A 15,517-nucleotide genomic window follows, 5' to 3' on the forward strand; every position below is an offset into this window, starting at 1 on the left:
AGGATAAGGCTATGACCGCATTTCAAGTGGAGCAGACGTACAACAATTATATTAACGGAGAATGGGTGAAGGCCACATCTGGTGAGACCGAACCGAGCATCAATCCTGCGAATCGGAAGGAAGTTGTCGGCTATGTACCCACTTCCGGCGTAGAGGATTTGAACCGGGCTGTCGCAGCGGCGAAGGAAGCAGCAAAAAAATGGCGGAGATTATCGGGTGCAGAACGCGGCAACTATCTATTTCAGGCAGCAAATGTGCTGGAACGTCGGGCCGATGAAGTTGCAGAGGCGATGACCAGGGAAATGGGCAAAACACTTCCTGAAGCCAAAGGAGAGACGATGCGCGGTGTAGCGATCTTAAGGTATTACGCCGGAGAAGGCATGCGAAAAACAGGAGACGTTATCCCCTCGACAGACAGTGAAGCGCTGATGTTTACGACTCGTGTACCCCTTGGCGTAGTAGGAGTTATTGCCCCTTGGAATTTCCCTGTAGCCATTCCGATTTGGAAAATGGCTCCGGCCTTAATCTATGGCAATACAGTTGTGTTGAAGCCGGCTCAGGAAACTGCGGTCACTGCGGCTAAAGTCATGGAATGTTTTGAAGAGGCGGGTATCCCGGCAGGCGTTATTAATCTGATTTGCGGCAGAGGCTCAGTGATCGGTTCAGCACTTGCCGAGCATCCGGATGTGGGAGGAATAACGTTCACGGGTTCCAATGAAGTGGGGAAACGGGTCGGTGCTGCAGCGCTAGCACGTGGGGCCAAGTATCAACTCGAGATGGGTGGCAAAAACCCGATCATCATTGCAGCTGACGCTGACCTGGATTTGGCTGTCGAAGCCACCATCAGTGGTGGATTGAAATCAACAGGGCAAAAATGTACAGCTACCAGTAAGGTCATCATTGAACGAAACGTATACGATGCCTTTAAAGAAAAACTGCTCTCGCAAATCCAAGAAATCCGGCTGGGTGACGGCATGTCTGCTGGAAGCTGGATGGGGCCATGTGCGAGTGAAGGACAACTCAATACGGTGCTGAGTTATATCCAAAAAGGTCAGGATGAAGGTGCCGTTCTGCTTGCTGGCGGAAAAAGAGGAGACGGTCCCGGACTGGAAGAGGGATTCTATGTGCAACCGACTGTATTTGAAGGGGTCGAATCCCATATGTCCATTGCCCGGGAAGAAATCTTCGGTCCGGTTCTGGCCTTAATTGCAGTAGATTCCCTGGAGGAAGCGATTGAAGCGGCGAATGACAGCGACTACGGCTTAAGTGCTTCCATCTATACTCAGAACGTAGGGGCGATGCTGTCCTTCATCCGGGACATGGATGCAGGACTTGTCAGAATTAATGCAGAAACGGCCGGCGTAGAGCTGCAAGCTCCGTTCGGTGGAATGAAGATGTCAAGTTCACATTCCAGAGAACAGGGGCAAGCGGCTATCGAGTTTTTCACCGCCATCAAAACGGTCTTCGTGAAGTCATAAACTGTGGGGGGCTATCATGCACGAACAGATTACGTCGATTATGGGGGAGAAGGAAGCCAACTGCTTCGATATCATAGCACATGCTCCAGGAGCTGCCGGACGTCTGCCATTAACGGATGATTTACTGCGAAATGCTCCAAGTGGCGACTTGTTCGGCATGTCCCAGAATGTTGGAATGGGATGGAAACCTGGGGAATTGAACGGAAAACAATTTCTGATCTTAAGTACACAAGGCGGCATTCGCAACGAGGATGGTAGTCCCACAGCCCTCGGTTACCATACGGGTCACTGGGAGGTCGGTCTACTGATGAAAGCTGCCGCAGAAGAACTGTCAAGCCGAGGAGGAATCCCGTTTGCCGGCTATGTCAGTGATCCGTGTGACGGCAGATCACAGGGAACGACCGGCATGTTCGACTCGCTTCCTTACCGGAACGATGCTGCCATGGTATTTCGCAGACTGATTCGCTCGCTGCCGACACGTAAAGGGGTGCTGGGTGTCGCTACTTGTGACAAAGGTCTTCCGGCAATGATGCTCGCGCTTGCCGGTATGCCTCAATTGCCTGGTGTAATTGTTCCCGGTGGCGTCACGCTTCCACCTACCGATGGAGAGGACGCCGGTAAAATTCAGACCATCGGTGCACGATACGTCAGCGGGGAACTTTCGCTCGAAATGGCGTCGGATTTAGGATGCCGCGCGTGCGCTACGCCGGGAGGAGGCTGCCAGTTTCTAGGTACCGCCGCAACAGCCCAGGTCGTAGCAGAGGCCATGGGTATGACAGTACCACATGCCGCGCTTGCACCTTCCGGGCAGCCCGTCTGGATTGAAATGGCGCGCCAATCGTCACGCGCACTCATCCATATGGAGTCTCAGGGAATGAGGATGGCAGACATCGTCACGGATGCATCCATTCGCAATGCCATGACCGTGCACGCTGCGTTTGGCGGATCGACCAATCTGCTTCTTCACATACCGGCGATAGCCCATTCGGCTGGTTTAACCGTGCCTACGGTACAGGATTGGATACAAGTCAACAAGAATGTTCCAAGACTGGTTAGTGCCCTGCCTAACGGTCCGATCTTTTACCCGACCATTCGCGTCTTTCAGGCCGGAGGTGTACCAGAGGTTATGCTTCACCTCAGACAGCTTGGTCTGTTGGATGAGTCTGTACCAACGGTTACAGGTACGTCATTGGGGCAGGTGCTGGATTGGTGGGAATCGTCGGAACGCCGCCATCTCATGCGGAAGCAGTTGAAAGAGCAGGACGGCATCGATCCGGACAGTGTCATCATGAGTGTAGAACACGCCCAGCAGCTTGGCATCTCTTCGACCGTAACATTTCCAACCGGAAACATCGCTCCGGAAGGTTCTGTCATCAAATCCACCTCTATTGATCCTGCTGTGCTGGATGAGAATGGCGTGTACCGTCATCGTGGCAGAGCCAAGGTATTTACCACCGAACGCGAGGCGATCCGTGCGATTAAGACCGGAGGTATCTCGGCTGGGGATGTGGTCGTGCTGCTCGGACGAGGTCCATCCGGAACCGGAATGGAGGAGACGTACCAGCTAACCTCTGCGCTTAAGCATTTGTCTTTTGGCAAATACGTGTCACTGATTACGGATGCCCGGTTCTCCGGTGTTTCCACCGGTGCGTGTATTGGTCATGTTGGCCCCGAAGCGCTGGCAGGCGGACCAATTGGCAAGCTGCGGAACGGAGACCTGATTGACATCGTGGTGGATCGGAACACGCTGGAGGGCAGCATTAACTTTGTCGGAGAAGGAGAGATTGAGGTTTCGCCGGAAGAAGGTGCTCTCATCCTGGCACAAAGGACCTTCCATCCGGATATGCGGCCTGATGAAGCTTTGCCGGACGATACAAAGCTCTGGGCTGCGCTGCAATCTGTCAGCGGCGGAACATGGAGAGGCAATGTATACGATGTAGAGCGAATTGTAACTGCTCTGGAAGCCGGCAAAAAAGCGCTGGGCTGGTACTGATTTCTACCTTTCGTGTATCTGCTGTTGTACAGATTATCACTTTCATACCGGAGGTTTCTTCCATGAACAGTATCAAGAAAATGATCACCAATCCCATCCTCCCCGGATTTCATCCAGATCCGTCCATATGCCGGGCGGGAGAAGATTATTATATCGCCACGTCCACCTTCGAATGGTTCCCCGGTGTACGCATACACCATTCGCGAGATCTGGTTCATTGGCGACCAATCGCTTCACCGCTGACTCGTGCAACGCAGTTGAACATGGAGGGCAACATTAACTCCGGAGGTGTATGGGCACCATGTCTCAGTTATGACAACGGCGTGTTTTACCTGATCTATACCGATGTCAAAAGCCGGGTAGGCGCCTTTAAAGACACTCACAATTACCTTGTGACAGCAACCGATATTGAAGGGCCTTGGTCCGAACCGATATATCTCAACAGTAGCGGTTTTGATCCTTCCCTGTTTCATGATGAGGACGGACGGAAGTGGCTGGTCAATATGATATGGGATCACCGCAAGGGCAAAAACCGGTTTGCAGGCATCGTTCTGCAGGAGTATTCGGTTGGGGAGCAAAAGCTGGTCGGGCCAGCCAAGAACATTTTTGAAGGAACCGCTTTAGGATTAACCGAAGCACCTCATCTGTATAAACACAAGGACTATTATTATCTCATTACGGCTGAAGGGGGAACCGGTTATGAGCATGCGGTTACAGTAGCACGTTCCCGGACACTACAAGGCCCTTACGAGGTTGATCCTGCCAATCCGATCCTTACTTCATATGGCAGAACGGATTTGGCTCTGCAGAAGGCAGGCCACGGCAGTCTTGTTGAAACACATACCGGCGAATGGTACATGGCTCATCTGGTTGGACGACCTGTTCATCAAAAGTATTGTATTCTTGGACGTGAGACCGCACTTCAGCCGTGTACGTGGAGCGAGGACGGCTGGCTGAGGCTTGCGAGCGGTAACCGGTATCCCGAGGTCCAGGTCATTGCACCGAAGATTACGGCACATCCGTTTGAACCGTTAGCTGAAATGGATCATTTTGATCAAACCGAGCTTCGGAATGACTGGAATACTCTTCGCATTCCACCCGACCCGACTTGGCTCAGCTTGTCGGAACGTCCCGGTTACTTGCGCTTGCACGGTATGGAGTCGATGAGTTCAACGCATAGGCAAAGCATGATCGCGCGAAGATTGCAAACGTTTGAGTGTGAAGCCGAAACAGTTCTGGAATTTGCGCCGGATCATCCACAGCAGATGGCAGGATTGATTTTGTACTACGATACCAAGGACTATCTCTATTTACGTGTAACTTATCATGAAGAAAAGGGGCTGTGCTTGGGAATTATTCAGTCCAAGTACGGGGTGTATGACGAACTGTTGGAGGATATTCCGCTAGAGTCGGTGAATACGCTTCGCTTAAAAGTAGTGGTTGATTATGATCGCGCCCGCTTTTACTATGCGTTAAATAAGGATTCATCCTGGAATCATGTAGGCGAGTGGGTTGATATCACACATCTGTGCGATGAATCTCCGGAGTATATTCGGTTTACGGGAACCTACATCGGACTTTGTGTGCAGGATCTCGGTGGAACTCGAAAACATGCCGATTTTGATTACTTTGTGTATAGAGAAACAAAGCATGAAGTGAATGCATTAAGCCATATAGATTCTGCGGACGGTGTGTCTGGGAGTTATCAATAAATTAGAATATTGTTTAATATTCCCTAAATGTTATAAGGTGGACTCGTGATAAAATATTTCTATTCGTATAAAGCAGCGCCCCCTTCACAAGGGGGCGCTGCTTTATACGAATAGGGATGAATAACTATATAATAATATGATATTATGTTTGGCGGTAACAGGTCGAATATAATAGTTGGAGGCGTATTATGAAATTGTATAAAGTTATTGAACCCCATAATTCAAACTATCCCGATCCCATCGTTTTAGCTAAAGGAGATACGGTCCTATATGGGAGAGAAGATACTGAATTCCCCAACTGGATTTTCTGTGAATCCGTGCAGTCTAAAAAAAGCGGCTGGGTACCGAAGCAAATATTAAGCACTCCCAATGCAGAACAGATCGCGACGGCATTATCAGACTATTCTGCACACGAATTAACCGTAAAACCCGGTATCATCGTTACAAAAGAATTTGAACTAAATGAATGGAGTTTTGTTCATACCGCAGAGGGTGAAAAGGGCTGGTTACCAAATAAGGTATTGACTCCATCGGAATAAATAAGGAAATTGAAACAGAATCAATGAGCACATCTGAACAAATTCCGGTCGTGACATGTACGCGATATCCAGTGTATACCCGTCAGGTAAAACCAGGCTGGCGTCGGCACCTTGCAGATACTGAAAATCACGAATGGTTTCAGGGCTTAAGGAATCGCGACATGCTTCACGGTTCTCCGGTGTCGGTAAGTGCCAGTACGTCTCCCAGGCTCCCCATGCGTCACTAAATCCCTCCATATATGCATTCCCATTCTGACTAATGATAGCTTAAACCTTTTCCGGATGAGCAACGGCCAATCTATTCCCCACAGGTGCACCGTAATCAAATACATATAGTACATACTTATTGAGAGATAGGGCTTGAGTAAAACCTTCAATCACCTGGAACAGGTTCTCAAATGTAAAGTTGAATGGAAACCCATGTAATAACAATATAACTGGACCATCCTTGGAACCAGCTTCATGGTAAAAACATCGACCTCTCCAACTTTTTGCCGCTGATAACTAATTCAGTTGTTATCTAAGGCAGACATATCGTTCATCGTGATTTTCAAATCAACCTACTCGAGATCATGAATCAAACGTCTCACCCACATAATGAAACGAGTGAATATGAGTTTTGGTCAGTTCGATCACATTCTTGATAAAAACATCACGTGATTCATGATATCCGCTTAATATCCAATTGTTCAATAGTCCAAAAAAACCGTAGGCGGTATAGTACTTGAAATAGTCCATGTTCACCGGGGAGTTATTGATCGTTTCAAAGACAAACTGTTCCTGATAGATTTTGAGTATAGTTTGGGGGAAACCTGTATGTAGACCGGGTAACGTGTCATCGTATTGAATCAGTTCGAAGAAGTCTCGGTTTTCATAGATATAATCCACGATTTGAAAAGATTCGGCATCCAGCTTGTTCGTTGAAACTTTTTGACCGTGCCAATAGGGCCTACCTACTGCCCCTCTTAATCCTTGAAGTGTTGTACTCAGCAATTCTTCAGCGAGAAGATATTTGTCCTGGTAGTGTAAATAAAACGTGCTGCGATTGTAACCCGCCTGATCAACGATGTCCTTGACAGACACACCATGGAATCCTTTTTTCTTAATGAGCTGAATCAGAGCGGTTTTTAGGTGCTCCTTGGTTCGATTACGATGTTGAGCAGTCACAATAAGTTCATTATTCATTCAAAAAAACTCCTATAAATATAGACATATTTTTATGAAGTGTCTACGAGGTAGACACTTGGTCATATCTTAATGATTGGAATGTTACAATTTTAAGCATAGAATTAGTTTTGTAAACATCATATAGCACTATTTATATAGGCGCTATTCAAAATATTATACTGGGGGATTTATTCATGGGCAAACTACAGGATAAAGTAGCAATTATTACAGGAGGAGCATCCGGAATCGGCGCAGCAACAGCTCGCCTGTTCGTTTCCGAGGGAGCCAAAGTGGTTTTGGTCGATCTGAATGAAGAAAAAGGCAAGGCGTTCGAACAGGAACTGAAAGCGCTTAATGCGGAAGCTCTCTTTATCAAAGCAAACATCACGAGTGAAGAAGAGGTTTCCGAGATGTTCAAACAAACCGTCCAAGCCTTCGGTCAAGTGGATATCGTATTCAACAATGCAGGAATTGGACGTGTTCATCCTACACATGAGCTTGACTACGCCGAATGGCGTAATACGGTCAATGTTGATCTGGACGGCGTTTTCTTGGTCGCTCGTGAATCAATTCGCGAAATGCTGAAAATTGGCGGCGGCACAATCGTCAACACGGCATCCATGTACGGATGGGTTGGTTCTCCTGGTTCAGCAGCTTACAATGCAGCTAAAGGTGGCGTTGTGAATCTGACTCGTTCCCTCGCGCTGGAGTATGCTGAGCAGAATATTCGGGTGAACTCTCTTTGCCCAGGCTTCATCGATACACCGATTATCCCGGAAGAGAGCAAACAAGCACTTGCTGCATTAACACCGATGAAACGTCTTGGTCAAGCAGAAGAGATGGCGAAAGCTGTTCTGTTCCTGGCTAGTGACGATTCTTCATACATGACAGGTAATAGCCTGATCATAGATGGAGGATACACTGCACAATAAGTGTAGCAATTGTCAAAGCACACAAGAAAGAACATAGTTCCATTAAAAGTCGCTAATCTAGCGGCTTTTTTTATTTTATTGGTATAAGAGCAGTTCCCGAGCCAATGACAACTAGCAAATAGCCAGTTTAGCTACTCATAATAGATGGCCTCATAAGGAAACTCCAACTTATTCAAGCGATATTCTTTGGGTGACATGGACATATATTGCCGAAAAACTTTGCCGAAATAGCTTGGGCTCTCAAAGCCGCATTGTTGACCAATTTGGGAAATCGGAAGTTCCGTTGTGCGGAGAAGTCTAACTGCCACCTCAATGCGTCTGTCTTTGAGATAGGCGAGCGGTGATGTTTTCTCCGATCTCTGAAATAACCTGCACAAGTAGTGTTTATTGATATCGCAATGGCTTGCGAGCAGATCCAGCGTCAATGGAGAAGCATAATTCTCCCGGATGAACTTTTTACATTTCTCGATTGTTGTTATGGAAAGGGCACCAATATCCCTCTCCGCATCCCGACTCGTCTGCACCAAGATTAGCAACCAGCGGTAGATTTGCATAGACAAACGATACTTGTCGGTGACTTTATCCTGATGAATCAAATGGATGATTTGCCATAACTCTTGAATCAAGGGAGAATCTGCGTTTCGTCGAATGACATGTCCCTCATTATCATGAATCATATCCCAAATTCGGTTGGCTTCATCCCCGCGAATGTTAATCCATATAAATTCCCATGGTTCGTTGTTCTCTTGTTTATAGTAATAGCAATGTTCTCCGGAGATTTTAACAAGCAGGGCATGTCCCTTGGGTAAAGGAATCGTTTGATTATCAATATCCAGATAACCCTGACCATTAAGTGTGTATTGAAAAACAACATGTCCCGGGTCCGGTCTATCATCACTGGGACAACGATATTCCTCGCTCGAAACGATCTGCCATCCAATAGAGTCCAGTGTCATGATTGATGTATCGTCATTACGAAAAGCGTAAGATACCGTATGAACCATACGTGAATCTCCTTCCTGAAAAAGTCAATTATTTTATATAATACGTCACATTTTTTAGATTGTCTGTCTTTTTTTAGACCTGTAAGATAAATGTAAGCGGTAACATAAAGAGGAGGTGGCTATAAATTGTGTTCCTATGACAACAAGCAGGGCAGGATCGAACTGTTGATTCTAAAAATGAATTTTTAGATAAGGAGGCGTTAATCGAATGATCCGAAGAACTGTTTCCATCCAGAAATCGATGTTTGTATTTTTTTTAGCACTCCTTATGGTTATTTCTCTGGCTGTTCCTCCAGCACCGATGCGTGCAGAGTCTTCTTCAAACAGCCTGCCGGGTCGCCAAGCAGAATACCTGAACCGGGGGTTGGTTGCGGTTCTTGTAGACAACGGTGTTTTTCTGAGCTGGAGGTATTTAAACAACGACCCAGATGATATCGCTTTCAATATATATAAAAACGGAACCAAAGTGAATACGTCGCCCATAAGCGACGTGACCAACTATGTGGACACCACGGGTTTCGACAGCTCGCAATATCAGATTTCCACTGTTGTTTCAGGCAAGGAGCAGATGCAGCCGGAGGTTGTATCTGTCTGGCATAACGATTATCTGCCTATTCCGCTGGATAAACCGGCCGACGGACGGACCAAGGACGGCGGAACCTACTCCTATTATGCAGGTGATGCTTCCGTAGCTGACTTGGATGGGGATGGCGAATATGAAATCGTCTTCTTGTGGAGTCCGAGTAACTCCAAGGACAATTCGCAGGCCGGTTATACGGGCAACGTCTATATCGATGCCATCAAACTGGATGGCACGAAGCTGTGGAGGATTGACCTGGGCTTAAACATCCGTGCCGGAGCGCACTACACACAGTTAATGGTGTATGACCTGGATGGCAACGGAAAGGCCGAGGTTGTTGTTAAGACAGCGGACGGCACGAAGGACGGCCAAGGCACAGTTATTGGTGACGGGACGAAGGATTATCGAAATGACGGCGGATACATACTGTCAGGGCCGGAATATCTCACGCTGTTTGACGGTGAGACTGGCGCAGCCGTATCCACGGTGAATTATGATCCGCCAAGAGGCAACGTAAGTGATTGGGGGGATGGTTATGGCAACCGTGTAGACCGTTTTCTTGGCGCGATTGCTTATCTGGACGGTACGAAACCAAGCGTCGTGATGAGTCGGGGTTACTATACCCGCACTGTGCTTGTTGCTTATGATTATGTTGGTGGAGAACTCGTCAAACGCTGGACGTTCGACACCAACGAAGCAGGATCACAATATCAAGCACAGGGCAACCACAATCTGAGTGTACTGGATGCCGACCATGACGGCAAAGACGAGATTATGTTTGGCGCCCTAGCTATAGACGATGACGGCAGCTTGATGTACAGCACCGGACTTGGACACGGTGATGCCATGCACGCAGGTCAGCTTGACCCGAATCGGGATGGCTATCAGGTCGTCAGTGTTCACGAGCATTCAGATGCGGCGTACGGACTGGAGATGCGCGATGCCTCCACAGGTGAAATCCTCTGGGGTGAGAAAACAGGTTTTGACACCGGTCGCGGGATGTCGGCGGACATCGATCCGAACTATCCGGGCTACGAATCATGGGCCACGACCGTTACCAACGGGCAAAGTGTACCTGTAACCAATACCTATTCTGCTGCAGGAAATGCGATCTACACGGTGGACGAAGGGCCCAAAACTGCCAACTTCGCCATCTGGTGGGACGGAGATCTTCAGCGGGAGCTGTTTGACCATCAGTGGGATAATAGTACGGCCAAAGGAATTCCACTCATTTACAAATGGGATTACGAAAATAAAAAGCTGAATGAAATCTTCCGGGCAACCGGTACGTTAACGAACAATCATACCAAAGGTAATCCGGCGCTTCAGGCGGACATTCTGGGCGACTGGCGTGAAGAAATTTTGCTGCGGAGCGAAGATAGCTCGGAATATCGTCTCTACACAACGACCATTCCTTCGGATTATCGCATCCCTACGCTGATGCAGGACCCTGTGTATCGACTTGGCGTAGCATGGCAAAATGTATCTTACAATCAGCCGCCTCACACCGGCTTTTATCTCGGAGCAGAAGCTACAGCATTCCCGAAAGCCGATCTGGCGCTGACCCGCGAAGCAGAAATGCCGCAACAGGTTTACCGTTTTGATTTTGGTACAGAAACAGCGTCAGGAAGTACGGCTATACAGGACACATTATATACACAAGAGAAGGGATACGGCTTCAAGGATGCAAGCGGGGTTACCGTAGGCACAAACGAGGTTTCGGTTGTAACAGGTACGACATTCGCTGTTGACCTGCCAAATGCCAACTATAAGGTGACGCTGCGATTGGGCAGTGATGCGCATAACTCCAACGTGGGGGTCAAATCCGAATTCGTTCAGAAGCTCGCCGTAACAAATGTGACAGCGGGAGCACCGCTCGAGTATTCCTATGATGTTGCATTGGTGGATGGACAGCTTGATCTGCTCTTCACCGGTACAGCCATAGACATCCAGGATGTCATCATCGAAAAATATCCAGAGAAAGCGGCTGGTGCGGCAAAAACGATCTATATGGCTGGTGATTCAACCATGCAATCTTACAGTGAAGCGCAGGCTCCTCAAGAAGGATGGGGCCAGCAGTTCGGACGTTATTTCTCCAATGGGGCAGTCGTCGTGAACGATGCGATCGGTGGTCGAAGCAGCAAATCCTTCATGGTAGACGGTCGTCTCGATACGATCCTGCAGCGAATTAAGCCGGGGGACTTCTTCTTCATTTCCTTTGGACATAATGACGCCAGTGCAGGGATACCTGACCGGTATGCCTCGCCGGAGGACTATAAGATCTACTTGGCTCGTTATGTAAACGGTGCCAAACAGCGCGGCGCTACCCCGGTATTACTCACTCCAGTGGGACGCCGGGATTTCAATACAGTGACTCAGGAGTTCAATGTCAGCTTCCCGGCATATGTGCAGGCAGCGAAAGAAGTGGCGGAGGAACTTGACGTGCCGCTGATTGATCTTAGCAAGTTAAGTATTGCGTACTACGACAAAATTGGTAATACAGCTACAGAAAAAGTATTCCTATATGCTAATCCGGGTGAATATCCAAAATACCCGAATGGAATCAATGATAATACTCATTTTAGCAGTTATGGTGCACAGAAAATTGCCGGTCTCGTTGCTGGTGCGGTCAAAGACATGGGGCTGAGTATCTCATCGCTGGTCATTGACCCTGATATTTCCGAACCAGAACCAGAGCCGGAAACCCAGCTCTATGAGGAGGATTTTGAAGGCGACCCTTCGGGCTACCAGTATGCGATGGTCAATGCCACGGGTATTGCAGGAACCATGGCGGGAACGGTGGTTGAACAGTCCGGGAATAAGGTACTGTCTGTCACAGGGTCTGGATCAGGCAATCGGGCCAAGGTGTTCCGTCTGTTTGATGCCGTAAACGGCGATCAGGTAAAGGTAAACTTTGACTGGCAATCCGGTAATGTGAGTGCCTATCCGTCAGAAGGTCATCTCACGGTCCAGGATTCCAACGAAAATGCCCTGTTCACGTTGTATACCAAAACCGGAAGTACCAAAATTCATTATTATATCGGTGCATATAATCCGGACTACGGCACAGGAGATACAGCTATACCCGAAGGGGGAACGGCTACTGAGATTTCCAAGAACCAGTGGGTCACTGTGGATGCGACCATTAATTTTGCGAAGAAAACGTTGGATCTCACATTAACAGATGTGGCGAATCCGACCGTTACACAAACGATTAAAGATATCCCTATGAGTTCCATCGCATATGCCGACAATGTCAGAGCGATTCGATTCCTCGGAACAAGAAAAGGTGGTGGAGGCACGTTGAACTGGACTACCCAGATCGACAACGTGCGGATTGAAGGCACGCAGCTTCCTTCGGATGGTGGCGATCAGACGGCATTAATCGCTCTGTACGATGAGATTAAAGCACTGGATCTGTCGGATTATACAGATGCATCAAAGGCCGTGTTGAACCGGGCTTTGACAGCAGCGGAAGCGATATTTAATACGGAAGCCACTCAGGCTCAAGTTGACCATGCGTTTAATATGTTAACTGTGGCAAAGGATTCATTGACAAGTGAACCAAGCGAAGAGATAAGTGAATACCGATTTGACTTTGGTTCCGGCGGTGCTGCCGAAGGATACATCAAGGTAGATGCCAAGAGAGCGTACATCGAAGGCAACGGTTACGGTTTTGCCGATACTGCACTGACCAAAGATGAGAACCGGGAGACCGGGGATGCGCTCAAAGAGGATTTCACACGAGTAAATGGCACCTCCTTCCTGGCGGAAATGGAGCCGGCCAATTATCGGGTAACGATGACCATCGGGGATGCAGAGGAATCAACCAGCGCAAATGTTGTTGTGGAGCAAATGAACAAGTTGCCGCTCACAACGGTTGCCAAGGGCGAATTCAAAGAAATTACGTACGATATTGCTCTGATTGATGGGGTATTTAACTTCAACTTCACCGGAAATGCACCGAAGATCAATGCGCTGAAGCTGGAGCGTCTGCCAGATCACAGCGCAAGCGATAAACCTGTTATATATTTGGCGAGCGATTCAACTGTGGCCAATTACGCGGAGAGCTACCGTCCACAAGCAGGTTGGGGCGAAACGTTGGGTGAATATTTTGATGCAAATGAAGTCAGCATTGATAACCGGGCAGTTGGCGGTTTGAGCAGCAAAACCTTCCTGGTTGGCGGATATCTCAATGATATTCTGCTCGCCATTCACGAAGGCGATTATCTGTTCATGCAGTGGTCTCATAACGATTCCACACCTTCACGTCCGGAGCGTTATCTTACGCCAGAGCAGTTTAAGGTATATCTGAAAGAATACATTAACGGTGCTCTTCAAAGAGGGGCGATCCCGGTGCTGGTTACGCCAGTGAATCGTCGTGATTTTACCGGAGAAGTGCTGAACAAAAGCTTCCCGGAATACGTACAGGCGATGAAAGAGACGGCGCAGGAAACGGAGACACTCCTCATCGATCTCAATCAGGCCAGTTGGGAGCATTTTCAGGAACTTGGCACTGAAGGAACCAAATCGATATTCATGTGGGTAGGTACAACCGAAGACAACACACATTTGCAGATGAACGGTGCAATCAAGGTGTCTGAACTCGTGGCAGGCCTTGTCAAAGATTTAAATATCCCTTTATCTGATTTTGTCACACTGGAAGGGGAATCACCGGAACAGGAAGCCCCGCATACTAAGGCAACTGTGGAAGGGGAATCGCAGAACGACTGGTATACTTCTCCTGTACAAGTGACCTTTACAGCAACCGATGAAGACTCCGAAATCGAAGGGACCTATTATCAAATTAATGGTGGCGAAACGGTGAGTGGCACGCAGTTGACCCTAACTGAAGAAGGTACACATACGATCACCTACTGGAGCATCGATGTTGACGGTAACAAAGAGAGCGAACAATTGTTGTCCATATCCATTGATCTCGTACCACCAACCATTGAAATTCATGGTCAAACCGAGTACACCATTGATCAGCACGTGGAAATTGGCTATACCGCTTCCGATACGGCATCCGGTGTGGCTGAACCGGAGGGTGTGCTTCTGGACACTCCGGCGTATACACTGGAACCCGGCCTAAATCAGGTTACGGCAACCGTCTCCGATGTGGCTGGGTGGGAACAGACGGTAGAATATCGTTTTGCGGTTATTGCTACATTCGACAGCCTGATCAATCTGACCAGCGCCTTTGCAGTTGATTCGATCGATCCGAATGCCGGTGTTCTTGCTGATCAGCTCACAAACACGTTACAGCAGGCCAAACAGGCAGCAAGCGATCGTGAAGGAGCAAAAGCGCGTCAATTGCTTGCATCCTACGGTAATGACGTTCAAGCAGCTAGAGGAACCGTATTTACAGATGAGCAGGCAAGTGTGCTAATCAAGTGGGAGGAATGGCTCCATCAGGCAACGCCACTCGCAAACGGGGCCCCTGGCACTCCGGTCTTGTCTGACAATAATGGTTATGACACGGGTCTCAAAGACGGGGACTATACCGTCACAATGAATCTGTGGTGGGGAAATAACGGCAATCAGTTCAAGCTGTATGAGAATGGTGAATTGATTAAGGAAATTTCCCTGGTGGATCAATCCCCATCTGCCCAATCTGTTCAAGTTGATATTACTGGTAAGAAAAATGGCACCTACATCTATACCGGGGAACTAATCAATGCACTGGGTACAACCATGAGTACGCCGTTGACAGTTGTTGTCACGGATGCTTCCCCGGGGCAAGCCGTTCTGTCGCATGACAACTGGGACGGTGACGGCAACTTTAATGTCACCATGAATCTATGGTGGGGAACAAACGCAACCGAATACGAACTTTACGAAAATGGTGTAAAGATTGACACACAATCGCTGCAATCTCACTCACCTGGCGCACAGTCTGCGGTTACCGCAATCTCTGAAAGGGCACCTGGAATCTATGAGTATGAAGCTGTGCTTCGTAATCCTTCAGGGGAAACCAGATCAACCAAATTAAATGTGACGGTGCGCGAGTAGCTGAGAGGTTTGAGGCATTCCATTATCCACAATGAAATAAAGTAGGTTAGGTTTATAAAAAAGTGCTATTCCTCATCCATTCGAGGAGTAGCACTTT

The 15,517-nt window shown here is 48.2% G+C and carries 8 protein-coding genes; 6 read left to right on the forward strand and 2 right to left on the reverse strand.

Annotation, left to right across the window (positions count from 1 at the left end; translation table 11 throughout):
• The first annotated feature begins 11 nt into the window (after positions 1–11).
• The 4 genes from gucD (at position 12) to NLBNIHML_RS02500 (ending at position 5,722) form a co-directional block, all read left to right on the forward strand.
• Positions 12–1,478: an alpha-ketoglutaric semialdehyde dehydrogenase GucD gene (gene gucD, locus NLBNIHML_RS02485; protein WP_339255296.1), complete on the forward strand. Its 1,467-nt coding sequence runs from the start codon at positions 12–14 to the stop codon at positions 1,476–1,478.
• A 16-nt stretch (positions 1,479–1,494) separates the two neighbouring features.
• The gene (locus NLBNIHML_RS02490) at positions 1,495–3,471 is read left to right on the forward strand and encodes a YjhG/YagF family D-xylonate dehydratase (RefSeq protein ID WP_494353687.1); all 1,977 of its coding nucleotides are present in this window, start codon (positions 1,495–1,497) and stop codon (positions 3,469–3,471) included.
• 62 nt (positions 3,472–3,533) lie between these two features.
• Positions 3,534–5,183: a glycoside hydrolase family 43 protein gene (locus NLBNIHML_RS02495; RefSeq protein WP_494353688.1), complete on the forward strand. Its 1,650-nt coding sequence runs from the start codon at positions 3,534–3,536 to the stop codon at positions 5,181–5,183.
• A 188-nt stretch (positions 5,184–5,371) separates the two neighbouring features.
• On the forward strand, positions 5,372–5,722 hold the full coding sequence (locus NLBNIHML_RS02500; RefSeq protein WP_494353689.1) for an SH3 domain-containing protein: 351 nt from the start codon (positions 5,372–5,374) through the stop codon (positions 5,720–5,722).
• A gap of 570 nt (positions 5,723–6,292) precedes the next feature.
• Here NLBNIHML_RS02500 and NLBNIHML_RS02505 read toward each other — a convergent pair.
• Complete coding sequence (locus NLBNIHML_RS02505; protein WP_339233600.1) at positions 6,293–6,907, reverse strand: TetR/AcrR family transcriptional regulator; 615 nt, start codon at positions 6,905–6,907, stop codon at positions 6,293–6,295.
• A gap of 176 nt (positions 6,908–7,083) precedes the next feature.
• Here NLBNIHML_RS02505 and NLBNIHML_RS02510 point away from each other — a divergent pair, with 176 nt between their 5' ends.
• A complete protein-coding gene (locus tag NLBNIHML_RS02510) occupies positions 7,084–7,821 on the forward strand; it encodes an SDR family NAD(P)-dependent oxidoreductase (RefSeq protein ID WP_494353690.1) in 738 nt (245 codons plus the stop codon).
• A 131-nt stretch (positions 7,822–7,952) separates the two neighbouring features.
• Here the strand turns inward: NLBNIHML_RS02510 and NLBNIHML_RS02515 are convergent, their stop codons facing one another.
• Positions 7,953–8,825: a helix-turn-helix transcriptional regulator gene (locus NLBNIHML_RS02515; protein ID WP_339255308.1), complete on the reverse strand. Its 873-nt coding sequence runs from the start codon at positions 8,823–8,825 to the stop codon at positions 7,953–7,955.
• Between the two features lie 208 nt (positions 8,826–9,033).
• On the opposite strand from NLBNIHML_RS02515, the gene NLBNIHML_RS02520 reads away from it, so the two are divergent.
• Entirely contained in the window at positions 9,034–15,420 is a 6,387-nt protein-coding gene (locus NLBNIHML_RS02520) for a rhamnogalacturonan lyase family protein (RefSeq protein ID WP_494353691.1), read from the forward strand.
• Positions 15,421–15,517: the final 97 nt, after the last annotated feature.

The sequence above is a fragment of the Paenibacillus sp. JNU01 genome (assembly GCF_059130585.1).